The 22,900-nt window shown below is 61.3% G+C and carries 26 protein-coding genes, 1 tRNA gene and 1 pseudogene; 7 read left to right on the top strand and 21 right to left on the bottom strand.

Annotated elements, in window-relative coordinates; all coding sequences use genetic code 11:
* Positions 1 to 71 precede the first annotated feature (71 nt).
* Entirely contained in the window at positions 72 to 1,580 is a 1,509-nt protein-coding gene (locus tag FS665_RS08050) for a YdgA family protein (protein WP_145185981.1), read from the bottom strand.
* A gap of 23 nt (positions 1,581 to 1,603) precedes the next feature.
* On the opposite strand from FS665_RS08050, the gene FS665_RS08045 reads away from it, so the two are divergent.
* From FS665_RS08045 to FS665_RS08025, 6 genes and pseudogenes are all read left to right on the top strand, one after another.
* Positions 1,604 to 2,008, top strand: a complete 405-nt coding sequence (locus FS665_RS08045) for a hypothetical protein (protein WP_145185978.1) — start codon at positions 1,604 to 1,606, stop codon at positions 2,006 to 2,008.
* Between the two features lie 56 nt (positions 2,009 to 2,064).
* A complete protein-coding gene (locus FS665_RS08040) occupies positions 2,065 to 3,417 on the top strand; it encodes an APC family permease (RefSeq protein ID WP_145185975.1) in 1,353 nt (450 codons plus the stop codon).
* A 64-nt stretch (positions 3,418 to 3,481) separates the two neighbouring features.
* Positions 3,482 to 4,690, top strand: a pseudogene (locus FS665_RS23890) (HAMP domain-containing protein); the annotation flags it as partial.
* Positions 4,691 to 4,792: 102 nt separating this feature from the next.
* The gene (locus FS665_RS23885) at positions 4,793 to 5,548 is read left to right on the top strand and encodes a methyl-accepting chemotaxis protein (protein WP_371921244.1); all 756 of its coding nucleotides are present in this window, start codon (positions 4,793 to 4,795) and stop codon (positions 5,546 to 5,548) included.
* Between the two features lie 47 nt (positions 5,549 to 5,595).
* The gene (locus FS665_RS08030) at positions 5,596 to 6,555 is read left to right on the top strand and encodes a cation diffusion facilitator family transporter (protein WP_145185969.1); all 960 of its coding nucleotides are present in this window, start codon (positions 5,596 to 5,598) and stop codon (positions 6,553 to 6,555) included.
* Positions 6,556 to 6,608: 53 nt separating this feature from the next.
* Positions 6,609 to 7,325 carry a CatB-related O-acetyltransferase gene (locus FS665_RS08025; RefSeq protein WP_178108305.1) on the top strand — a complete coding sequence of 239 codons (717 nt, stop codon included), beginning with the start codon at positions 6,609 to 6,611 and terminating at the stop codon, positions 7,323 to 7,325.
* A 95-nt stretch (positions 7,326 to 7,420) separates the two neighbouring features.
* On the opposite strand, the gene FS665_RS08020 is transcribed toward FS665_RS08025, so the two are convergent.
* From FS665_RS08020 to FS665_RS07935, 18 genes are all read right to left on the bottom strand, one after another.
* A tRNA-Lys gene (locus FS665_RS08020) sits at positions 7,421 to 7,496 on the bottom strand.
* Between the two features lie 60 nt (positions 7,497 to 7,556).
* Positions 7,557 to 8,231: a 7-cyano-7-deazaguanine synthase QueC gene (gene queC / locus FS665_RS08015; RefSeq protein WP_145185966.1), complete on the bottom strand. Its 675-nt coding sequence runs from the start codon at positions 8,229 to 8,231 to the stop codon at positions 7,557 to 7,559.
* A 12-nt stretch (positions 8,232 to 8,243) separates the two neighbouring features.
* Entirely contained in the window at positions 8,244 to 8,891 is a 648-nt protein-coding gene (queE, locus tag FS665_RS08010) for a 7-carboxy-7-deazaguanine synthase QueE (protein WP_145185963.1), read from the bottom strand.
* Positions 8,892 to 9,047: 156 nt separating this feature from the next.
* On the bottom strand, positions 9,048 to 9,863 hold the full coding sequence (gene ybgF, locus FS665_RS08005) for a tol-pal system protein YbgF (RefSeq protein ID WP_145185960.1): 816 nt from the start codon (positions 9,861 to 9,863) through the stop codon (positions 9,048 to 9,050).
* A gap of 6 nt (positions 9,864 to 9,869) precedes the next feature.
* Positions 9,870 to 10,373 (bottom strand): peptidoglycan-associated lipoprotein Pal, encoded by a 504-nt coding sequence (pal, locus tag FS665_RS08000; RefSeq protein ID WP_145185957.1) that lies wholly within the window; start codon positions 10,371 to 10,373, stop codon positions 9,870 to 9,872.
* A gap of 54 nt (positions 10,374 to 10,427) precedes the next feature.
* A complete protein-coding gene (gene tolB, locus FS665_RS07995; RefSeq protein ID WP_371921239.1) occupies positions 10,428 to 11,699 on the bottom strand; it encodes a Tol-Pal system beta propeller repeat protein TolB in 1,272 nt (423 codons plus the stop codon).
* 26 nt (positions 11,700 to 11,725) lie between these two features.
* Positions 11,726 to 12,802, bottom strand: a complete 1,077-nt coding sequence (gene tolA, locus FS665_RS07990; RefSeq protein WP_145185951.1) for a cell envelope integrity protein TolA — start codon at positions 12,800 to 12,802, stop codon at positions 11,726 to 11,728.
* Positions 12,802 to 13,254 carry a protein TolR gene (gene tolR / locus FS665_RS07985; RefSeq protein WP_008090221.1) on the bottom strand — a complete coding sequence of 151 codons (453 nt, stop codon included), beginning with the start codon at positions 13,252 to 13,254 and terminating at the stop codon, positions 12,802 to 12,804. The genes tolA and tolR overlap by 1 nt, the downstream gene beginning before the upstream one ends.
* 14 nt (positions 13,255 to 13,268) lie before the next feature.
* A complete protein-coding gene (gene tolQ / locus FS665_RS07980) occupies positions 13,269 to 13,964 on the bottom strand; it encodes a protein TolQ (protein WP_010952367.1) in 696 nt (231 codons plus the stop codon).
* Between the two features lie 2 nt (positions 13,965 to 13,966).
* Positions 13,967 to 14,419 (bottom strand): tol-pal system-associated acyl-CoA thioesterase, encoded by a 453-nt coding sequence (gene ybgC / locus FS665_RS07975; RefSeq protein ID WP_145185948.1) that lies wholly within the window; start codon positions 14,417 to 14,419, stop codon positions 13,967 to 13,969.
* Between the two features lie 125 nt (positions 14,420 to 14,544).
* A complete protein-coding gene (gene ruvB / locus FS665_RS07970) occupies positions 14,545 to 15,591 on the bottom strand; it encodes a Holliday junction branch migration DNA helicase RuvB (RefSeq protein ID WP_145185945.1) in 1,047 nt (348 codons plus the stop codon).
* Entirely contained in the window at positions 15,588 to 16,205 is a 618-nt protein-coding gene (gene ruvA, locus FS665_RS07965) for a Holliday junction branch migration protein RuvA (protein ID WP_145185942.1), read from the bottom strand. Before ruvA ends, ruvB begins: the two co-directional genes overlap by 4 nt.
* Before the next feature lie 109 nt (positions 16,206 to 16,314).
* A complete protein-coding gene (ruvC, locus tag FS665_RS07960) occupies positions 16,315 to 16,839 on the bottom strand; it encodes a crossover junction endodeoxyribonuclease RuvC (protein ID WP_145185939.1) in 525 nt (174 codons plus the stop codon).
* A gap of 39 nt (positions 16,840 to 16,878) precedes the next feature.
* On the bottom strand, positions 16,879 to 17,625 hold the full coding sequence (locus FS665_RS07955; RefSeq protein ID WP_145185936.1) for a YebC/PmpR family DNA-binding transcriptional regulator: 747 nt from the start codon (positions 17,623 to 17,625) through the stop codon (positions 16,879 to 16,881).
* Between the two features lie 108 nt (positions 17,626 to 17,733).
* Positions 17,734 to 19,509, bottom strand: coding sequence for an aspartate--tRNA ligase (gene aspS / locus FS665_RS07950; protein WP_145185933.1), 1,776 nt, complete (start codon positions 19,507 to 19,509; stop codon positions 17,734 to 17,736).
* Positions 19,510 to 19,603: 94 nt separating this feature from the next.
* Positions 19,604 to 19,825 carry an FmdB family zinc ribbon protein gene (locus FS665_RS07945; protein ID WP_145185930.1) on the bottom strand — a complete coding sequence of 74 codons (222 nt, stop codon included), beginning with the start codon at positions 19,823 to 19,825 and terminating at the stop codon, positions 19,604 to 19,606.
* A 92-nt stretch (positions 19,826 to 19,917) separates the two neighbouring features.
* On the bottom strand, positions 19,918 to 20,244 hold the full coding sequence (locus FS665_RS07940; protein ID WP_145185927.1) for a ribbon-helix-helix domain-containing protein: 327 nt from the start codon (positions 20,242 to 20,244) through the stop codon (positions 19,918 to 19,920).
* A 146-nt stretch (positions 20,245 to 20,390) separates the two neighbouring features.
* Positions 20,391 to 20,864 (bottom strand): Dps family protein, encoded by a 474-nt coding sequence (locus FS665_RS07935; protein ID WP_145185924.1) that lies wholly within the window; start codon positions 20,862 to 20,864, stop codon positions 20,391 to 20,393.
* Positions 20,865 to 21,143: 279 nt separating this feature from the next.
* On the opposite strand from FS665_RS07935, the gene FS665_RS23810 reads away from it, so the two are divergent.
* Positions 21,144 to 21,737, top strand: a complete 594-nt coding sequence (locus tag FS665_RS23810) for a cold-shock protein (protein WP_145185921.1) — start codon at positions 21,144 to 21,146, stop codon at positions 21,735 to 21,737.
* A 38-nt stretch (positions 21,738 to 21,775) separates the two neighbouring features.
* Here FS665_RS23810 and FS665_RS07925 read toward each other — a convergent pair whose 3' ends face one another.
* Together FS665_RS07925 and FS665_RS07920 are read right to left on the bottom strand one after the other, a co-directional pair.
* Positions 21,776 to 21,982 (bottom strand): SlyX family protein, encoded by a 207-nt coding sequence (locus FS665_RS07925; protein WP_145185919.1) that lies wholly within the window; start codon positions 21,980 to 21,982, stop codon positions 21,776 to 21,778.
* Position 21,983: 1 nt separating this feature from the next.
* Positions 21,984 to 22,403, bottom strand: coding sequence for an HIT domain-containing protein (locus tag FS665_RS07920; RefSeq protein ID WP_145185916.1), 420 nt, complete (start codon positions 22,401 to 22,403; stop codon positions 21,984 to 21,986).
* Positions 22,404 to 22,900: the final 497 nt, after the last annotated feature.

The raw sequence follows: 22,900 nt of genomic DNA, 5'->3' as shown, positions 1-22,900 counted from the left end.
CTTTTTGCGCTGGCTGAGCGGCCTGTTCGCCATCAGCTTGAGTGGCGAACAGGCGCATGCCTATCAGCCGCTCAACCCTGCGGCTGCAACGCGGCGAACTGCATGCCCAAAAACAGCGCAAACTGCTCCACAGTCATTTGTTTGCCGTTGAAATCGACCATGCCATTGGCATAGTGCAAGCTCGACACCACGTCGTTGCCTTGCACGGTGGCCAAGCCGCTTTGCACGGCCATCAGGCCGACCATCTCACCAGCCTGGCCCGATTGCGAGGCAATCGCCTGGGCATCGGTCTGTCCTTCGAGCAAGGCTTGCAGCGTCGCCAGATCGCCAATCATCGGCTTGGACAGCGACAGCTTGCTCTTCACCTGGCTGATCACCTGCTGGCTCAGTTGATCGGCCGGCAGGTCAAAGGAAGTCGGGGCAGTGAAATCCATCGACAGGTCGAAGCGGCTCTCGCCGTTGGCGGTACGCAGTGCCAGATTCTCGATGGCAAGCTTGGGCTTGGCCGCCAGCAACTGCTGCAGCGCCTGCTGGAATCTGGCTTTCTCCGCCGCGTCCATCTGAATCTGCGGCACCGGCTGGCCTTCAGCCTGGGCCGCCTCGAACTCAGGCAGATGCGCCTGGTACCACTGCGACAGCCACTGCAGCGCCGACGCGTCGAGGGATTTCACGCTGACACCCATCTGCGCGCTGCCCACTGCCCGCCCATCCCAAGTGATATCGGCGACCCGGTAGTCTGCACGGGCACCGACCGTGTCGGCTCCGTCGAGGGTCTGCAAGGTGCTCTGCTCGACTCCTTTGAGTAGCAGCACTTGCTGGCGCGGCCCCAGGGTCGCCTTGACTTCGGCCAGGAGCAGATCGACATTGCCGACGTAAACAGCCTCATGCTTGCTCTGGGCAAGGTTGCCGCCAATCTTCAGGCCAGACAGCTCGATGCCCAAAGGAGGCTGATCGGTCTCGACCAGCTTCATCTCGAAGCGATCGGCGCTGCCATGGAATGCCGAATGCTTGCCGCCTTCGTCACCACTGACCTCCAGGGTCATGCCGGAAAAATCGAAGCGGCTGCCGTCGTCCTGGGTGTACTTAAGCGGCGCGACACTGATCAAGCTGTCGACGTTGCCGGTCAAGCCCAGGCTAGTGTGCGCACGGATCGGCGCTTGCTCTGCGGCTGCGGCGAACCACGGCGCCGTGACCGAATCCTTGTCCAGCGCGCTGTTACTGGCAGCTAACACCGGCATCAATTTCAAGGCCTTGACCCGCGACCAGGGAAACGGACCATGCTCGATATGATCGGTCACGCCAAGGTCGAAGCTCAGCAGCTCGTCGGATCCAAGGTTGATGTCCCGGGCCTTGAGCCGATAACGCGCTGTGCTGCTGAAGAAGTGCCGGTCGAGCGATACCAGCTCCACTGTCATGCTGCCGCCGTAGCTGTCGACCGCTTTTTTCAGCTGCTGATTGCTGGCACCGATGGCGTCGTCCAGCTGGGCAGGCAGTTGTTCGCCGATGTACCAGGCGCCAGCGGTGGTGGCAACGGCGATGGCGACGGCCAAGCCGCCGAGGATGCTTACTGATTTCTTCATGAATAGAACCGAACGATGTCCATATGGGCGGGGTGGCGGCGGGCGCCGCGCGTGGCTGGGAAGAATATCACCGCACGCCTGGCGAGGTGATGGCCGCCGCAGGCGAGCACAGAGATTTGGGAACCGTCCTACACAACCCCACTGCATTTCTGTCGTTAATTTTTACGGACATTTATGTCGACTCAATACAGCTGAAGCCCCTGTCCCGGTCGAGTAAGTGCCTTGCGGAATCGATAAATGTTTCCAATCAGACACATCTTGTCATGTTTAACTTGACACCTTCCTATGCATCGTTTTTTATTTTCATCACCTCGCTCAGCGCCCGATCCACGAAGAAGAAAAGTCGCGCCGTCATGATGCTCGGATGCCCCTGCCTGCACGCTTCACTCTCCTCACCAAGGCACTGCCAGCCTGAAGCCGGCGCCTGATACGCGCCTTCTATCGCTCCTAACAACAACGGTGAACAACATGGAGCCACACTTGCATGCAGCCTGACTCGAACGCCCCCGGCAGCGGCCAATTCCGCAAATCCCTGCGCCTCTGGCATGTGGTGATCATCGGCCTGGCGTATCTCACGCCCATGACCGTGTTCGACACCTTCGGCATCGTCTCTGGCATCACCTCCGGGCATGTGCCTAGCGCCTACCTGCTGGCCCTGGCCGGCGTGTTGTTCACGGCGGTGAGCTACGGCACCCTGGTGCGCCGCTTCCCGCAGTCCGGCTCGGCCTATACCTACACGCAACGGGCCATCAACCCGCATGTCGGCTTTCTGGTGGGCTGGTCGTCACTGCTCGACTACCTGTTGCTGCCGATGGTCAACGCCTTGCTGGCCAAGCTGTACCTGTCGGCAATGTTTCCTGAGGTGCCGGCATGGGTCTGGGTGGCCAGTTTCGTTGGCCTGATCAGCCTGATCAACATGCGCAGCATCAACTTGGTCGCCCACTTCAACCTGCTGTTCGTGCTGGTGCAATTGGCGATCATGTCGGTATTCATTTACCTGTGCGTGCGCGGCCTGGGCCATGGCGAGGGGCTGGGCACCACGTGGAGCCTGACGCCATTCGGCGATGAGCACACGCAGCTTGGCGCGCTGGCTGCCGGCGCGACGATTCTGTGCTTCTCGTTCCTGGGGTTCGACGCGGTCACTTGCCTGTCGGAAGAAACCAAGGACCCTGGCAAGACCATTCCGCGAGCGATCTTCCTCACCGCGCTGATTGGCGGCGTGGTGTTCATCCTGGTGTCGTACTTCATGCAGGCGTACTTCCCCAGCAATGCACGCTTTCATGATCCGGAAGCGGCGCTGCCGGAAATCGCGCTGTATGTCGGCGGCAAGTTGTTCCAGTCGATCTTCATCGCCTGTACGGTAATCAACACCATCGCTTCGGGCCTGGCGTCGCAAACCAGCGTGTCGCGTCTGCTGTATGTGATGGGCCGCGACAATGTCATCCCCAGTGGCGTGTTCGCCCGCCTGCACGCACGCTACAAGACGCCGGTGGTGAACATCGCCGTGGTCGGCGTGATCGCCCTATCGGCGATCTTCTTCGACCTGGTCACCGCCACCTCGATCATCAACTTTGGTGCCTTGGTGGCGTTCAGCTTCGTCAACCTGTCGGTGATCAGCCACTGCTACATGCGCGAAGGCAAGCGCCAGGGGCTGGCGAACAAGGTGAAGTACCTGGTGTTGCCGACCATCGGCTTCTGCATCATCGCCAAGCTCTGGCTCGACCTTAATGAACACTCGCTGATCTTCGGCGGCATCTGGGCATTGCTGGGGTTGCTGCACCTGGTCTGGCTGACCAAGGCGTTCCGCGTCGCGCCACCGAACTATATTGCTGAATGACACTGGCCATCGATAACGCCCGCGCTTGAACGCGGGCGTTGTCTTGCTTGAAAGGAAATTCCAGATGCCGCTGCGCCGCCTTTCCATCCAATGGAAGATCACCCTGCTTGCCGGACTGTGCCTGCTGGCCATTGTCGCGTTGTTGGTCGTCACCTCATTGACCCAGGCGCGTCGCAGCGCCGTGCTGGTCAGCCAGGCCAGCAGCGAGATGCTCGACCACAGCGCCCGCCTACGCCTGCAAGCCCAGGCCGAAACCCAGACCTTGCGCATCCAGCGCTATTTCATGGATGCCTACCAATACGGCAACGGCTTCGCTCGTCTGGTGCAGGTGCTCAAGGCCAGGGGCGGCAGCGATGTGCGCGACGAACTGACTCGTCAGGCACGCGCGAGCCTGGCTGGCAACCCGAACGTGATCGGCTTGTACCTGGTGTTCGAGCCTGATGCCCTGGACCAGCAGGACCAGCAGTTCATTGGCCAGCAAGCCAAGGCGAGCAACGACAGTGGGCGGTTTTCGCTGTACTGGTCGCAATCGACTCCCGGCACCCTGGAGTTGGAGGCGATGCCCGAGTCGATGCTCGGCGACGCGACCCCCGGCAGCAACGGCCTGGCCAAGAACCGCTGGCTCACCTGCCCGCAGCAAACCGCCAAGGCCTGTGTGCTGGAGCCTTACCTGGATGACGTCAACGGGCATCAGGTGTTGATGACCAGCATCGCCTTGCCGCTGTTGCAAGACGGCAAGGTGATCGGCGTGATCGGGTTGGATATCGGGCTCGACAACCTGCAGCAGCTGAGCCTCGACAGCCGCCAGGAGCTGTTTGACGGCCAGGGCCAGGTCAGCATCGTCAGCGCCGCCGGCCTGCTCGCCGGGCACAGCCGCGACCCGAGCAAGCTGGGTCAGCCGCTGGACGCACAGGTCGCCGAAGGCATGCTCAGGGTCTCACGCCCCTTCAGCCCCATCCCCGATGCCGCGCCCTGGCAGGTGCAGCTGGAGCTGCCAGAGGCCGTGCTGCAAGCTCCTGCATTAGCCCTCAATCAACGCCTCGACGCCCACAGCCAGCGCGCCAACCTCACCGGCTTGCTGATCGGTATTGCGGCGGCCGTGCTTGGCCTGTTGCTGGTGTGGCTGACCGCGCGTGGCGTCACTCGCCCGATCCTCGCCGTGGCGGCTCGCCTGAAGGACATCGCCAGCGGCGAAGGCGACCTGACTCGCCGCCTGGATTACGCCCGCGAAGATGAACTCGGCCAACTGACTGGCTGGTTCAATCGCTTCCTCGACAAGCTGCAACCGGTGATCGCCCAGGTCAAGGACTGCGTGCTCGATGCGCGTGGCACGGCCGACCAATCGGCGTTGATCGCCAGCCAGACCAGCGCCGGCATGCACCAGCAGCAGCGCGAAATCGAGCAGGTCGCCACCGCTGCCAACGAAATGAGCGCAACCGCCCAGGATGTCGCCCACAATGCTGCCAAGGCCGCGCACGCGGCGCGCGGCGCCGATCAGGCCAGCCAGGAAGGCCTGCAACTGATCGCCACCACGCGCCAGAGCATCGACCAGTTGGCCGCCGGCATGGACACGGCGATGGACGAGGCCCGTGCCCTGGAACAACGCAGCGAGCAGATCGGCTCGGTACTGGAGGTGATCCGCGCTATCGCCGAGCAGACCAACCTGCTGGCCCTCAATGCCGCGATCGAAGCGGCGCGTGCTGGCGAAGCCGGGCGTGGCTTCGCCGTGGTTGCCGACGAAGTACGCAGCCTGGCGCAGCGGACCCAGGTCTCGGTGGAAGAGATCCGCCAGGTCATCGAGGGTTTGCAACAAGGTACCCAGGATGTGGTCGGCGCCATGCATGAAGGTCAGCGCCAGGCGCAGTCCAGCGCGACGCGCATGGAGCAGGCATTGCCGGCGCTGGAGCGGATCGGCCAAGCGGTTGCCGTGATCAGCGACATGAACCTGCAGATCGCCTCGGCCGCCGAGGAGCAAAGTGCCGTCGCCGAAGAGGTCAACCGTAACGTGGCGGGCATACGCGATGTCACCGAATCGCTTTCCGGCCAAGCCGAGGAGTCGGCGCGCATCAGCCAGGCGCTGAACAACCTGGCCAACCAGCAGCAGGCGTTGATGGCGCAATTTCGCGTGTAGCCGCGCAAGCCTGCAGACAGTTATCTTGCTTCGACTGAGTTCATTCCATGAAATCCCAGCACACCCCATCGTTCTTCGACCTCACCAGCGAACAGGGCCTGTTGCGCACTTCGATCGCCGTCACCTTGTTCATCGCCGTCATCGGCATCGCGTTCGGCTTGGCCTCAGGCTCGTTCTCCATCGTATTCGATGGCGTGTACTCGCTGGTTGACGCCAGCATGAGTGGCCTGTCGCTGGTGGTGGTCAAGCTGATCACCTCGCATGCCACCAGCCTGCAGCTCTCGCGCAAGCTGCGAGAGCGCTTCACCATGGGTTTCTGGCATCTGGAACCGATGGTACTGGCCCTGAACGGGATTCTACTGAGCGGCGTGGCGGTCTATGCGCTGATCAATGCGGTGAGCAGCGTACTGGAGGGCGGCCGGCACCTGGAGTTCGGTATCGCCATGGTCTACGCCGTGCTCACGGTGATCGCCTGCGCCACCATTGCGGTAGTCGAGGCGCGGGCCAATCGCACGTTGAATTCGGATTTCGTGCGCATGGATGTCAAAGGCTGGGTGATGTCGGCCAGCATCACCGCCGCATTGCTCATCGCCTTCGGCTTCGGCTTCGCCGTGCAGGGCACACAATGGCAATGGCTGTCGCCGTACATCGACCCGACTGTGCTCGCACTGGTATGCCTGGTCATCATCCCCCTGCCGCTATCGGTCGTACGCCAAGCGCTAGGCGAGATCTTCCTGGTCACACCCGGCGATTTGAAGCTGCACGTAGATGCCGTCGCCCAGGCCTTCGTGACCAAGCACGGCCTGCAGTCATACCGGGCGTATGTGGCCAAGGTCGGGCGCTCCCGCGAGATCGAGCTGTACTTCATCGTGCCCAAGCACATGCCGGCCAAAACCATCGAACAATGGGACGCGTGGCGCAATGAAATTGGTGAGGCCGTCGGCGGCGAAGGGCCGGACCGCTGGATCACCGTCGTATTCACTGGCGACCCCGAATGGGCCGAATAGCCAGCCAGCAGGCCTGCTAACATAGCGCCGGTATTCGGGAGATGGACAACCACATGTTCACAGTATTCAAGGAAAGGCAGTTCAAGAACGCTTTTCGCCAATTGGGCGGCAAGGCAGCGGGCGGGCGTGAAACCTTCAGCTCCCGAGCCAGCGTCACGGTCGAACAGGGCGTCAGCCTTGGGCACATTCGGATCGAGTCGCCCTCTCTTTCCATTGGTGCACATACCTACATCAGAAGCGGGGCGACACTCTCGGTGGTCGCCAAGATTGGGCGCTTCTGCTCGATTGGCTCGGACTGCACGGTGGGCCAGGAAAAACACACGCATCCCACCAGCTGGGTCAGCACGCACCCCTTTCAGTACGAAAATGGACCTTTGTCCTACACACCACCGGTCAGCTGGGCCAGCGTCGGCCACGATGTGTGGATGGGTCATGGGGCGACCGTGCTCGAAGGCGTGACCGTGGGCACAGGCGCCATTATCGCCACGCGGGCGCTGGTGACGCGGGATGTACCGCCTTATGCGATCGTCGGCGGAAACCCGGCGAAGATCATCAGGTACCGCCACAGCGCCGAGATCATCCAGCGCCTGCTGGACAGCCAATGGTGGAACCTTGACTGCGATTTCCTGAGAAGCCTGCCGCTCGACCAGCCTGAAGCCTTTGTGCAACTCATCGAAAGCCATCAGCACGCACCTCAAGCGGTGTATCCGCAGCTCAAAGTGCACAAGCGTGCAGCCAGCCGGATGCGCGAGACGCGCCAAGCGCTTTAGCCGGGCAGCTGTTTCAGCAGACACGAAAAAGCCCGCTAAGGCGGGCTTTTTCGTTGAGCGACTGCCTGCGCTGAGCTGGCAACCGCTTGAAGGTATGGTGGGTCGTGTAGGATTCGAACCTACGACCAATTGGTTAAAAGCCAACTGCTCTACCAACTGAGCTAACGACCCGTTAGATGGCGCGTATAATACTGATTTCTAACGAGAAATCAACACTCCATCAGGTTTTTTTCAAGCGTAACGGGTCGGGTCGGCAACGCCAGCCGCGTTGAAACCGTCAGCACGCAGGCGGCAGCTGTCGCATTTACCGCAGGCGCGACCGTCATCGTCGGCCTGGTAGCACGAAACGGTCAGGCTGTAGTCAACGCCCCGGGACATGCCCGCTTGAACGATCTGCGCCTTGCTCATGCTCTGCAATGGCGCCTGAATGCGAAAGCCCTGTCCTTCTACGCCCGCCTTGGTCGCGAGATTGGCCATGCGCTCGAACGCTTCGACGAACTCGGGGCGGCAATCCGGGTAACCGGAGTAATCCACGGCATTGACGCCAATGAAAATGTCACGGGCCTCAATCACCTCGGCCCAGCCCAGGGCCAGCGCCAGGAATACCGTGTTACGGGCCGGCACGTAGGTGACGGGAATGCCCTCACCGGGGGTTTCCGGTACATCGATGCTGGTGTCGGTCAACGCCGAGCCGCCAATACCGTCGAGGTTCAGGCCAATGACCTTGTGCTCGACCACGCCCAGATCGCGGGCAACGCGTGCCGCTGCGTTCAGCTCGGCGCGGTGGCGCTGGCCGTAGTCGAAACTCATGGTGTAGCAGCTGTAGCCTTCGGCCTTGGCCATCGCCACCACGGTCGCGGAGTCGAGCCCGCCAGAAAGCAGAATTACCGCACGTTTATCAGTCATGTTGTGTGCTCCTCAGCGTCCAGGTTCGTCGTTCCACAGCAGCTTGTGCAGCTGCATCTGAAAGCGTACGGGCAGGTTGTCGGCAACGATCCAGTCGGCCAGGTCGCTGGCATTTAACTGGTGATGGCTGGGCGAGAACAGAACTTCACCAGCCCGCTCGGCCAGGTTGTACTGGATCAATTTGGACACCGCCCAGTCGTAGTCTTCACGGGAACAAATGACGAACTTGACCTGATCGTTACGGGTCAGCAGCTCGATGTTCTCATAGCGGTTACGGTGCGATTCTTCCGAGCCTGGGGTTTTGAGGTCCAGCACGCGACTGACGCGCGGGTCGGTGGTGGAAATGTCGAGCGCCCCGCTGGTTTCCAGCGACACTTCGTAGCCGGCATCGCACAGGCGCTGCAACAGCGGCACCGCGTTGGGCTGGGCCAACGGCTCGCCGCCCGTCACGCAGACATAACGCGGCTTGAAGCCGGCCACCTGCTCAAGCAGTGAATCCAGGGTACGCAGGGTGCCGCCGGTAAAGGCGTAGGCACTGTCGCAGTATTGGCAGCGCAGGGGGCAACCGGTCAGGCGCACGAAAACCGTGGGCAGCCCAGCCGTTCGTGTTTCACCCTGCAAAGAGTAAAAGACTTCGGTGATGCGTAATGTGTCTTGCATGCTCGCCACGGGCGTGACAGCTAAACAGGCTGTCCGCCTCCGTCAGGCACTGTCGCGGACTCGACATGGCGTTATCCGCTACAGCGTATTTGTAAAAGGGCAGCGATTGTAACGAAAAAACCCGCGACTGGCGCGGGTTTTTCGTACGCGTGCAGCTTAAAGCTTCTGCAGATCACGCTGCGCGAGTTGCGCTGCGGAGGTGCCAGGATACTGGGTGATGACTTGCTGCAAAATGCCCTTGACCTTGTCGGTATGGCCCATGCGGCGCTCGACATCAGCCAGCTTGTAGAGCGAATCCGGCACCTTGCTGTGCTTCGGATATTTCTGGCTGACCTGGGCAAAAGCCTGGCTGGCAGCGGGCAAGTCACCCTTGGCCAAGTTCACCTCGCCCAACCAGTATTGAGCATTACCGGCATACTGGCTATTAGGGTACTTGCGCAGGAAGGCAGTGAATGCCTGGCTGGCCTTGTCGAAGTCTTTCTGCTTGATCAGGTCGAAAGCGGCATCGTAGTAGAGCTTTTCTTTCGCCGGATCACCCGGCTCGCTACTGGCGGCCGGTTGTTGTGCAGCAGCGCCAGCGGCACCTGCTGCGGCACCGGCAGTGGCATTGGCTGCACCACCGGCTGAGGAATTGTCAGACGACGCGCCAGGCGCGGCGGCACTGTTGATGCGGCGATCAAGGTCCTGGTAACGCTCCAGGTTTTCCTGCTTCATGCGCGACACATCGTTTTGGAGCTCTTCGATGATGCCTTGCTGGCGGGAGATTTGATCCTGCATCTGTTGCAGCTGCATGAACAGCTGGCCCTGTGCCGAGGCAGGGGTCGATGCCCCTGCGCCGGCATAGGCGCCGCTCGTGCCATAACCGGAAGGTGCATAGGCACCCCCGTTGTCATCAACTACAGGAACCGCAGCCCACGCCGAAAGCGGCAGGCTGAGTGCGAGGACGGTTACAGCACGACGGCACATACGCATAGGAACTTACTTACGCAGTTCTACGCGACGGTTCTGAGCCCAGGACTGCTCGTCGTTGCCGGTGGCAACTGGACGCTCTTCGCCGTAGGAGACCAGTTCCAGCTGAGCAGGGGAAACGCCCTGCAGAACCAGGTAGCGCTGAACGGCTTTCGCACGACGCTCACCCAGAGCCATGTTGTACTCGCGGGTGCCGCGCTCGTCGGTGTTACCTTCCAGAACAACACGGTTGCCGTTGGCTTTCAGGTCCTTGGCGTGAACGTCCAGAGCGCGCATGGCTTCTGGCTTCAGGTCCGAGCTGTCGTATTCGAAGTAGAAGGTGGTGATTGCGCGCAGGGCGGCTTCTTCGCTCAGGGAGCCGTCGACAGCGCCAGTGTTAGCGTTGGCACCGTAGCCAGCGTTAGGATCGACAGCGCCTTCACCAGCGTTGTCACCGCCTTTGGAGGAGCAACCTACAGCTACGGCCATGGCCAGAGCCAGCGCAGCAAATTTACCAAACTTCAGCATTTCCATCGTGAAACTCCTAATGAAACCCCAGTGTGTTAAGCAAAACGTGTTACGCCGCAATCAGTTCAGGTAAGGGGACCAGGACGGTTCTCTGACTTCGCCTTGAGCGGTAGGAAGTGGGAGCCTCACACGGCCGTTAAGCGACACGAGCATCAAGACTCCCCGGCCCTGCTGGCGGGTGGCGTAGATTAGCATGGTGCCGTTGGGCGCAACAGTGGGCGACTCATCAAGACTTGTTTCCGAGAGAATCTTTACACTTCCGCGCTGCAAGTCTTGCGCCGCCACTTTGAAGTTGGTGAAGCCCTGCTGACGATGAATCATTACCAGGGTCTTTTCGTCCGCCGAAAGTTTCGGGTTGGCATTGTAGTTACCCACGAATGTCACACGCTCGGCGCTGCCACCGCTGACCGACTGCTTGTAGATTTGCGGCTTGCCGCCACGGTCGGAGGTGAAGTACAGGGTGTTGCCATCCTTGCCCCAGAACGGCTCGGTGTTGATGCCAGGGCCTGCGGTAACCCGGCTGATCTGGCGCGAGGCGACGTTCATGACATAGATGTCCGGATTGCCATCCTTGGACAGCACGAATGCCAGACGCGAGCCATCCGGCGACCAGGCTGGTGCACCGTTCAGGCCTTCGAAGTTGGTCACCTGCTCACGGCGACCGGTATCGATGTGCTGGATGAAGATACGTGGACGCTTCTGCTCGAACGACACATAGGCGATGCGCTTGCCGTCGGGTGCGAAGCGGGGCGACAGGATCGGCTCGCGCGACTGCAACAGGGTCACCGCACGCGCGCCGTCATAATCCGAACGCTGCAGCGTGTAACGGGTATTGTTGGTCGAGAAGCGTTCGGCGGTCACGTACAGCATGCGCGTGGAGAACGCGCCCTTGATCCCGGTGAGCTTTTCGAACGACTGGTCGGCGATGTAGTGCGACATGTCGCGCAGTTGATCGACGCTGCCCGCGACGCTGCCGGTCAGTACTTGCTGCTCGGTGGCGACGTTGAACAGGGCGTACTGCACCTGAAGACGTCCACCTGACGGCACGATGCTGCCGACCATGACGTACTGCGCACCCAAAGCTTTCCAGTCGCGGAAGATGACTTCGCTGCCCTGGCTGGGCTGGCTGATCATGTTCTGCCGCGGAATCGGCGAGTAGTAGCCCGAGTTGCGCAGATCGTTGCCGATGATGTCGGCCATGTCTTCCGGCAGCACGCTGCCACCCTGCAGACCGAACGGCACTACGGCGATGGGCGTGGCCCGATCGCTGCCGCTGGTGACCAGGATGTTCTTTTCCTCTGCCATGGCCATGCCAGCCACGCAGCAGAGCATGACCAGCATTCCTCGAAGGAGTTTAATCACAACGCTAGATCCTCAGGTGTAAATGTCATCTTGAACGAACGATATCGGTTGAAATCGCTCGGCTTCATACCCTGCATCTCGGTCAGACGACCGATGTTCTTCACTGCCGCAACGGCCGAACTGTCAAACGGACCGTCGCCGCTGGAGCGGGTGACGGTAACACCGGTGATAGTGCCGTCGGGCAACATGTTCACCTGCAACGTCACTGTCATGCCTTTACGTGCAGACGGCGGACGGGCCCAACCTTCGGCTGCGCGCATACGGATCAGGTCGTCGAAATCGCCGGCCACCTGGTCGCCCTGCTCGTCAGCCAGCGCCTGCTGGCGCTCGGTGGAGTCAGACAAGAGCTCGGCCAAGGCCTGGGCTTTCTTGTCTTCGGCCGACTTGCGTGCAGCTTCCTGCGCCTTTTTCTTCTGGGCATCTGCAGCGGCCTTTTTCTTCGCCTCTTCAGCTGCCTTCTTCTTCGCCTCCTCGGCCGCCGCTTTCTTCTTGGCGTCCTCGGCTGCTTTTTTCTTGGCGTCTTCAGCGGCCTTTTTCTTGGCCTCTTCGGCTGCCTGTTTCTTGGCTTCTTCCTCGGCCTGCTTCTTGGCCTCTTCCTCGGCCTTCTTCTTAGCGATGTCGGCCTGCTGTTTCTCGGCAGCCTTCTTCGCCTCCTCGGCCTTCTTGGACTCGGCGGCCTTCTTCGCTTCAGCAGCCTTGGCAGCTTCCTCGGCCTTTTTCGCCTCGGCAGCTTCGCGTGCCTGTTCGGCCTTTTGAGCGGCGTCGGCTTTCTTTTGTTCCGCGGCCTTGATGGCCTCCTGTTCGACTTTCTTCTGTTCCAGCTGTTCGACTTCGGTCTGGCGCGCGGCGGTTTTCTTCGCTTCCCCGGCAATCTTCTGGTTGGTCTGGGTCGTCGCCTGACTCTTGGACTTCAGCTGATACAGCGTAGCCTGAACGATCGGCTTGGAAGGCGGCAGTTCAGGCGTCATGGCAAAGCTGACGAACAGCATGGCAAAGACCAGCACATGCAGGCCAATGGCCCAGACACTGGGCCAGAAGTAGCTTTCCGAGGCGGATGGCTCTCGCTGTTGCATCAGGGCGCCTCGGTGATCAGGCCAACGTTACCGACACCGGCCTTCTGCAACCCGCCCATGGCGCCCATCACGGCGCCGTAGTCAACAGCCTTGTCGCCACGAATGAAGACCTGGGTCTGTTTGCCCTGGTCACGACCGGCAGCAATGATCTTGGTCACCGCGCTGGTCATGTCGGGCAAGGTCATGGCCTTGTCCATCTGCTTGTCGGTGTCGACTTCACTGCCAAGGTTCCAGTAGTAGGTCTTGTCGGCCTTGATCGAAATGGTGAGGATCTGGACGTTGTTGTCCTGCGGCAGGGCTTCGCTGGAAACCTTGGGCAGGTCGACCTTGACGCCCTGGTTGAGCATCGGCGCGGTCACCATGAAGATGACCAGCAGCACCAGCATCACGTCGATGTAGGGCACCACGTTCATCTCGGCGACGGGCTTGCGTTTGTGGCGAACTCGGGCCATGGGCTTGTACCTGATTACTCTTCGCTGGTGTGCACTTTGCGGTGCAGGATCGCCTGGAATTCGTCGGCGAAGGTGTAGTAACGACCGATCAGTACTTCGCTGCGCGCGGCGAACCGGTTGTAGGCGATGACTGCGGGGATGGCCGCGAACAGGCCGATCGCGGTGGCGATCAGCGCCTCGGCGATGCCGGGGGCCACGGTGGCCAGGGTCGCTTGCTGGGCGCTGGCCAGGCCACGGAAGGAGTTCATGATGCCCCACACGGTACCGAACAGGCCGATGTAGGGGCTGGTCGAACCCACGGTAGCCAGGAACGGCAGGCTCTGCTCGAGTTTTTCTTCTTCACGCGAGATGGCCACGCGCATGGCCCGACCTACGCCTTCCATTACCGCATCGGGATCCACGCCCGGCTGCTGACGCAGACGCGAGAATTCCTTGAAACCTGCGCGGAATACCTGCTCTACCCCGGAGTCCGGGTCTGGGTTGCTGCCTGCCTGACGGTACAGCTTGGACAGGTCGATACCCGACCAGAAGCGTTCCTCGAAGGCATCCAGCGCACGACGACCGGCGCGCAGCATGGTGCTGCGCTGAAAAATCATGATCCATGAAGTGACCGAGGCGGCCACCAGGGTCAGCATAACCAGCTGCACCACCACGCTGGCATTGCTGACCAGACTCCACATGGAGGTATGGTCGACGACGTTAGCTTCCACGCTTATTCTCCTGCAATCGATTGAGTACCCGAGCCGTCTGCCGCAAAGGCGTCGCGCAGCTGGGGAGGTATGGCTCGGGGTTTAAAAGTATCGGCGCGCACGGCAGCCACCAGAAACTGCCCTTCGCAGAGCAGCGTGTCATCCTGTTCTCGCCAGACCTGCTGCACGAAGCGCAGGCTGGCGCGATTGAGTTCAATTACGTGCGCGGTGACCCGCAGCGCGTCGTCCAGGCGGGCCGGCGCGTGGTAGCGCGCCTCGCTGGAATGGACCACGAACAGCAGGTTGTCCTCGGCCAGTTGCGACTGGGAAAAGCCCAGGTGCCGCAAGCGTTCGGTACGCGCGCGCTCCATGAATTTCAAGTAATTGACGTAGTACACCACGCCGCCAGCATCGGTATCTTCGTAATAGACGCGACAACGGTGTGCAAACGGTTCCAGGGCATTTTGCGCGCGCATACTCTAGTGCTTACTCCTCAGCTTGCCAATCCGCCTCGGCAACTGTTTTTGCTACATTAATGTCGTTATGCCAGCGCACTGTCTGCATGCCAGCGGTAGGACCACGAAAAGCCCATTTCGATCTGTCATTCATCGCCTGGATCGGAAAATTCGCTAGCGCCGCCCAGGCTGCCCGGCACGTTGAGGCCGAAATGCAGGTAGGCGTGACGGGTGACCACACGCCCGCGAGGCGTACGCATGATGTAGCCCTGTTGAATCAGGTACGGCTCGAGGACGTCCTCGATGGTGTGACGCTCTTCGCTGATGGCTGCGGCCAGGTTGTCGACACCGACCGGACCACCGTCGAACTTCTCGATCATGGTCAGCAGCAGGCGCCGGTCGGAGTGATCGAAGCCGCGCTCGTCGACGTCCAGCAGGTTCAGCGCCATGTCCGCCACGGCCTTGGTGATCTGGCCCTTGCCGCGCACCTCGGCGTAGTCGCGTACGCGGCGCAGCAGCCGGTTGGCGATGCGTGGCGTGCCGCGGGCGCGGCGGGCGATTTCGTAGGCACCCTGGTCCTCGATGGCAAGGCCGAGGATGTTGGCCGAGCGGCTGACGATGGTGGCCAGGTCCTTGTCGCTGTAGAACTCCAGGCGCTGCACGATACCGAAGCGGTCGCGCAGTGGATTGGTAAGCATGCCGGCACGCGTGGTGGCACCGACCAGGGTGAATGGCGGCAGATCGAGCTTGATCGAGCGCGCAGCGGGGCCTTCGCCGATCATGATGTCGAGCTGGAAGTCTTCCATCGCCGGGTAGAGTACCTCTTCGACGACCGGTGACAGGCGATGGATCTCATCGATGAACAGCACGTCGTGCGGCTCGAGGTTGGTCAGCATCGCGGCCAGATCGCCCGGACGCTCGAGGATCGGCCCTGAGGTACTCTTGACCGACACGCCCATTTCCTGGGCGATGATGTTGGCCAAGGTGGTCTTGCCCAGGCCCGGCGGCCCGAAGATCAGCGTATGGTCGAGCGACTCGCCACGCCCTCGCGCAGCCTGGATGAACAGCGCCATCTGTTCGCGCACCACCGGCTGACCAATGTATTCGTCAAGGCGCAGCGGGCGGATCGCGCGGTCTTGCACTTCTTCGCGGTCGCGGCCGCTGGCGGCGATCAGGCGGTCGGCTTCGATCACTTGGAAATCATCCCTTTAAGGCTGCGGCGAATCAGCTCTTCGCTGCTCAGGCCGGCCTTGTCCTTGATCGCGGCGATGGCCTTGCTGGCCTCTTGCGGCTTGTAGCCTAGCGAGACCAGGGCGCTGACCGCGTCGGCCTCGGCCGTGGATTCGCTGGCCGCCGGCAGCGGGCCGTCGGACACGAGCGTGAACATCGCAGGAGACGTTTCCCAGGCCTTGAAGCGGTCTTTAAGCTCGACCAGAAGACGCTCGGCAGTCTTCTTGCCCACGCCTGGCACTCGCACCAGCGCAGACGTGTCCTGGGCCTGTACGCAACGCACCAGTTCGTCGACCTCAAGGCCCGACATCAGCGCCAGCGCCAGTTTCGGCCCCACGCCATTGAGCCGGATCAGCTCGCGAAACAGCTCACGCTCGCGTTTTTCGGCGAAGCCGTACAGCAGATGGGCATCTTCGCGCACTACCAGGTGGGTATGCACCGTCACCGGCTCACCGACCTTCGGCAGCCGATACAGCGTGGTCATCGGCACTTCCAGCTCATAGCCGACGCCGTTGACATCGATAATCAGGTGCGGCGGCTGTTTTTCCGCCAGGGTGCCGCGCAAACGTCCAATCACGTTCCGTTCCTTCCTCTCGGGGAGCCGGTCGAAGACCGCTCAACCCTATCAGCAAATGCGCCCGGTGAACGGTTCCCCCGGACAAAATATGTATCAGCGCATGAAGCGCTCAAAGACGCAAGCGCCCGCCGCGCCGCCGCGCCGTGGACAAGCCATGGGGCACCAGACTGGAGCGGGTATGGGCATGGCACAGGGCGATGGCCAGGGCATCGGAAGCATCGATCTGGGGCTTTTGGGTCAACTTGAGCAAGTGCATGACCATCAGCATGACCTGTTCCTTATTGGCTCCACCACTGCCTGCAACGGCCTGCTTGACCTGGCTGGCACTGTATTCGGCGATCTCGAGCCCCGCCTCGGCAGCGGCGACGATGGCCGCCCCGCGCGCCTGGCCAAGCTTGAGCGCAGAATCGGCGTTGCGCGCCATGAACACCCGCTCGATACCCATGGTGACCGGGCCATGCTGGGCGATTATTTCTGCAACCCCGCGAAAGACGATCTGCAGGCGTTCGTGCAGCTCGCCGCTGCCGGTGCGGATGCAACCGGACGCCACGTACTCGCAGCCGCGGGCGGATTGGCGAACAACGCCGTAGCCGGTGATGCGCGAGCCGGGGTCGATACCAAGAATCAGAGTCATAAGGCCTGTTTATTCAATAAGCACTGGCCTGGAGCGACCTTAGCCGAGTTGTTCCATGATTTCGTCGCTGATCTGCGCATTGGAGTAGACGTTTTGCACATCGTCCAGGTCTTCCAGCATGTCGATCAGCTTGAGCACCTTTTCAGCACCGTCCTGATCAAGCTCGGCACTGGTGGTCGGCTGCATGACGATCTCTGCGTCGGCGGCTTTGAAACCTGCCTCCTCCAGCGCATTGCGCACGGCATAAAAGCTGTTGAACGAGGTGAACACCTCGAACGAGCCATCGTCGTTGCCCACCACGTCGTCGGCATCGGCCTCCATCGCAGCTTCCATCAGCGCATCTTCGTCGACGCCTGGGGCAAAACTGATCTGACCCTTGCGCTCGAACAGGTAGGCAACCGAGCCATCGGTACCCAGATTACCACCGCATTTGGAGAAGGCATGACGCACGGCGGCGGCAGTGCGGTTGCGGTTATCGGTCATGGCTTCGACCATGATCGCTACGCCCCCCGGACCGTAGCCTTCGTAGCTGAGCTCCTCGACGTTGTCGCTCTCGTTGGTCCCCGCGCCCCGGGCCACGGCGCGGTCGATGATGTCGCGGCTCATGTTGGCGCCCAGGGCCTTGTCCAGCGCCAGGCGCAGCCGCGGGTTGGAGGCAGGATCGGCGCCACCCTGCTTGGCGGCGACGGTCAGTTCACGGATCCACTTGGTGAAGATCTTGCCTCTCTTGGCATCCTGGCGCTCTTTGCGGTGCTTGATGTTCGCCCACTTGGAATGACCAGCCATAACGACTCCAAATTCTTGCAACAGAAACAGGTTCCGCCCCGAAGGGCGGAACGTGGGAAGACTGCGCCGTAGCGCCGAGACGCACCCGGCGGATGCGCCCGCAGCCGATTACTCGACCTTGGTCTGCTCGCGCAGTCGGATGTGCAGCTCGCGCAGGGCCTTGGCGTCGACCTGACCTGGGGCCTGGGTCATCACGTCGGCAGCGCTCTGGGTTTTCGGGAAGGCGATCACTTCGCGGATCGACTGGGCGCCGGTCATCAACATGACCAGACGGTCCAGGCCGAAGGCCAGACCACCGTGCGGCGGCGCACCGAACTTCAGGGCGTCGAGCAGGAAGCCGAATTTCTCTTCCTGTTCCTCTGCCTCGATGCCCAGCAGACGGAATACTGCTTGCTGCATCTCTTTGCGGTGGATACGGATCGAGCCACCCCCGAGTTCGGTACCGTTGAGCACCATGTCGTAAGCACGCGACAGGGCAGTGGCCGGGCTGGCCTCAAGCTCCTGCGGCGTGCACTTGGGTGCGGTGAACGGGTGGTGCAGCGCGCTGAAACTGCCGTCTTCGTTTTCTTCGAACATCGGGAAGTCGACGACCCACATCGGCGCCCACTCGCAGGTCAGCAGCTCGAAGTCGTGACCCAGGCGGATACGCAGAGCGCCCAGCGCCTCGCTGACGACCTTGAACTTGTCGGCACCGAAGAACACGATGTCACCGTCCACGGCGCCCACGCGGTCAAGGATGGTGTTGAGGTTGGCTTCAGGGATGTTCTTGACGATCGGCGACTGCAGACCCTCGACGCCCTTGGCACGCTCGTTGACCTTGATGTAGGCCAGGCCACGGGCGCCATAGATACCGACGAATTTGGTGTACTCGTCGATCTTGCTGCGCGGCATGCTGGCGCCGCCTGGCAGGCGCAGCGCGGTGACGCGGCACTTGGGATCGTTGGCCGGGCCGGCAAAGACCTTGAAGTCGACGTCCTTGAGCTGGTCGGCAACGTCGACCAGTTCCAGCGGGTTGCGCAGGTCAGGCTTGTCGGAGCCGTAACGGCGCATGGCTTCTTCGAAGGTCATGTGCGGGAATTCGCCGAATTCCAGGTCCAGCACTTCCTTGAACAGCTTGCGGATCATGCCTTCGGTCAGGCCCATGATCTCGGCTTCGTCGAGGAAGCTGGTCTCGATGTCGATCTGGGTGAATTCGGGCTGGCGGTCAGCACGCAGGTCTTCGTCGCGGAAGCACTTGGCGATCTGGTAGTAGCGGTCGAACCCGGCGACCATCAGCAGCTGCTTGAACAGCTGTGGCGACTGCGGCAAGGCGAAGAAGCTGCCGGCGTGGGTGCGGCTTGGCACCAGGTAGTCACGCGCGCCTTCAGGCGTGGCACGGGTAAGGATCGGCGTTTCCACGTCGAGGAAGCCGTTTTCGTCGAGGAAGCGGCGGATGCTGCTGGTGATGCGCGAGCGCAGGCGCAGCTTGTCGGCCATTTCCGGGCGACGCAGATCGATGAAACGGTAGCGCAGGCGGGTTTCCTCGCCGACGTCGGAGTATTCGTTGAGCGGGAACGGTGGCGTTTCCGCTTCGTTGAGCACATTGAGCTGATAGCCGAGGATCTCGATGGCACCGGACGCCATGTTGGCGTTCACCGCGCCGTCCGGACGCCTGCGAACCTTGCCGGTGATCTGCACGACGTACTCGCTGCGCACGCGGTCGGCGGCAGCGAAGGTTTCAGCGCGATCGGGATCGAACACGACCTGGGCCATGCCTTCGCGGTCACGGATGTCGAGGAAGATCACCCCGCCGTGGTCGCGGCGACGATGGACCCAGCCGCATAGGGTGACTTCCTGGCCGTCCAGGCTCTCGTTCAGTTGGCCGCAATAATGGCTGCGCATCATGATGGTGGTTTCGCTTCTCGTGATTCGTGTATTCGATGGAGGCCTTGACCGCCCAGAGGGCTAATACTGCAAGACCCGGCTACTGCAATTCAACTCAGTCGGCCTTGTCGCCGCCTGCCAGGTTCTTTTTTGCCCCGGTCTTGAAGTCGGTTTCGTACCAGCCCGTGCCGCTGAGGCGAAAGCCTGGGACCGACAACAGTTTCTTCAATGCCGGCGCTTGGCAAGCCGGGCAATCGATCAGCGGCGCGGCGCTGATCTTCTGCAATGCCTCCAGCCGGTGATCGCAGGAAGCACATTGGTAGTCATAAAGGGGCATGAACGTCTCTCGTCAACCACAACGCAGGCTGCCTGGGCAGCAAAAAGCGCGATTATATATGGTTAACCAGCACTGCGCAGCACACGGGGCGATCAGCGTGCTGCGGGCGGATCGAGCAGCCAGGCGACACAGATCACCCGGATCAGCCCGCTGAAGTTGCGCACCCCGCCCTGGCGCAGGTGCACTTCGCGATCGACGTAGGACAACACCGCACTCACCGAACAGCGATTGGCGGCTGCGATCTGCTCGAGGATACCCCAATACACCGCCTCAAGCCGCAGGCAAGTGGAAAAACCGTTCAACCGAACCGAGCGCGACACCGGTTGAATCTGCTGCATATCGAAATCGGCCCGAAACGGGTCGATGCATTGCTTGCCAGGCCAGCGCCCCAGCGCCGTCGCACGCTTGACTGCTTGCATCACGCACCTCATCAGCTCAATAAACCGAGCGTTCATGAAGCGCTGACCGACGCATTGGAAGCAGCGGCAAAGCCTTCCTGCACAAATGAAAACGCCCGGCTGAAAGCTTCAGCCGGGCATCCGGATGGGCCACTGGGCATTGCCGATCATTTACCGTCGAGCAGAACCCGCAGCATCCACGCGGTCTTTTCGTGCACCTGCATACGCTGGGTCAGCAAGTCGGCCGTCGGCTCGTCGCTGACCTTGTCCACCACCGGGAAAATACTCCGGGCGGTGCGGACCACAGCCTCTTGGCCCTGGACCAGCTGGCGGATCATCTCGTCGGCCGCTGGCACGCCCTCTTCCTCCTCGATCGAGGAATGACGGGCATAGAAGGCATAGGAACCCGGTGCCGGGAAGCCCAGCGCCCGAATGCGTTCGGCAATCGAGTCGACCGCCAGCGCCAGCTCGTTGTACTGCTCCTCGAACATCAAGTGCAGGGTTCGGAACGACGGCCCGGTGACATTCCAATGGAAGTTATGGGTTTTCAGGTACAGCACGTAGGTGTCTGACAACAGGCGGGACAGCCCATCGACGATGGACTTGCGATCTTCTTCACTGATACCGATATCGATTGCCATGAAGTGCTCCTTTTGGCTGAAGGACTGATGATCAAACAGGTCTTGCACACTGTATCAACAGTTGCTGCGGTATGCCCATCGCCTGACGCAGGTCATCGGCATCGAGCGCCTGCGGTTTGAGAAGCCCCGGGGTTTGCGGTTAAATAGGCACCGTGCCACCCGTGCGGACTGCTATTGCCGGGTGCATAGGCTGGCTTTGCCGTGTTCGCGCTCTACACCTCATGCGCACCGTGCCGCCAGCTCTTCCTGTGATCGGCCTTATCAACTGTGAGCCAACCCATGTTCAAGATCGTCCACCTGGTGACGGGCGTTGCGGCTTTGCTGCTGTCGTTCATGCCCAGCCTGAAAACCGATGCTTCACCCTTCCTGCAGCAACCTGACGCGGTCTACCTGGCCTTGCTCGGCCTGCTCAACCTGCTGCTGGCCCCGGTCGTGCCGCTGTATTACCGCGGCGCGCGGCAACAGCTGCAGTACCTGGCCTGCGCTTTGCTGGTCGTCGCCGTCGTGCTGCAAACCCTGACACTGCTGGCACGCCCGGAAATGGGCAACCTGGCGGCACTGGTCTGCGCCGCGCTGGCCGTGGCCCTGCACCTGCTGGCCAGCTTCGCCCGCAGTGGCAAGAAAGCGCGCGCCAGTCAGGGCATCCCCGGGGAAGCAGGCAAACGCGATACCGGTACCGTGAAGTGGTTCAACACCTCCAAAGGCTTCGGCTTCATTTCCCGCGACTCGGGCGATGATATCTTCGTGCACTTTCGCGCGATTCGAGGCGAAGGCCACCGCATACTGGTCGAGGGCCAGCGCGTGGAGTTCTCGGTGATGCACCGGGACAAAGGCCTGCAGGCCGAGGATGTGGTTGCCGTCAACCGCCGCTGAACGGGTCGCCCCGCTGCAACGGCGGGGCGAATCTTGTCTCAATAATGCGGCGGCGGCGCCTCTTCGCCTTCATTGCCGTACTGCCCGACCATTTCTTCGTAACGTTTGATCAGCTCGGCCATCTGCAATTGCAGACGCTCGATCACCCGCCCCTGCTCGGCAACCACATCGTTCAGTGCCTGAATGGTGTCGTCCTGGAAGGCCTGGCGAGTTTCCAACTCGATGATACGCCTATCTGCCGACATCTCAGGCCTCCTGAAAGTCGTGGGTCAACCGCGTGCGCAGCCGCTGGCGAATGCCTTGCACCTGCTCGGCCGTATAGGCTGTCGCCGGCACCCTGCCCCACACCGGCGCAGGCCAGGCAGCATCGCCCTGGTGCCGGACGATGACATGCATATGCAGCTGGCTGACCATGTTGCCCAGCGTGGCGACGTTCATCTTGTCCGCGGCGAACTCGATACTCAGTGCCTCAGCCAGGTAGGTGGTTTCTTTCCATAGCTGCGCCTGATCCTGCTCGCTGAGGTCGAACAGCTCGCTGACGCCTGCGCGCCTTGGCACCAGGATGAACCACGGAAAATTGGCGTCTTTGCTAAGCAGCAACCGACACAGCGCAAAGTCACCCAGCAGCAGGGCGTCCTGTTGCAAACGCGAATCCATTTCAAACACGGTGAGTCTCCCGTCACTCGACATATGCGCCTAGGATACCGCGACCAAGGCCGGCCGGCATGCGGCAACGCCGCGCTGCACGCTTTAAGTTCATTCAATGCCGGCATTTGCACCGCAGCGGTAACACCGCGCTACTTTTCGCACCAAAATGACGCCTACCCATGGGGCCGCACTACGCTTCTACCCACGGTAACGATTCAGGATCAACTGTCGGCGGTAACACATTGACTTTTATGACAGCTTGATGAGCTCGATACAGGCAAAGTCTTGGCACACCATCAGACAACGCCCAGCCTTTATTTCCGGCGTTTTCACGGGCATTGCGCCAGCATTTGTGAAAATTTCATGAATGGCCGACAGATTTGAGCACGCTTGTTGCATTCTCCTTGCGGGAAGTCGGCACGACACCTGCATTGGCAGGATGACGCGACAAATAACAACAGCGAGATGGATACACCAGGGAGTCCGCTTAGCCTGCAACTGTAATTACACAATTG

The sequence above is a fragment of the Pseudomonas sp. URMO17WK12:I11 genome, from assembly GCF_007677725.1.
Classification (GTDB): Bacteria; Pseudomonadota; Gammaproteobacteria; order Pseudomonadales; family Pseudomonadaceae; genus Aquipseudomonas.
Note: the sequence above shows the minus strand (reverse complement) of the source record. Positions and strands in the feature narration are given on the sequence as shown.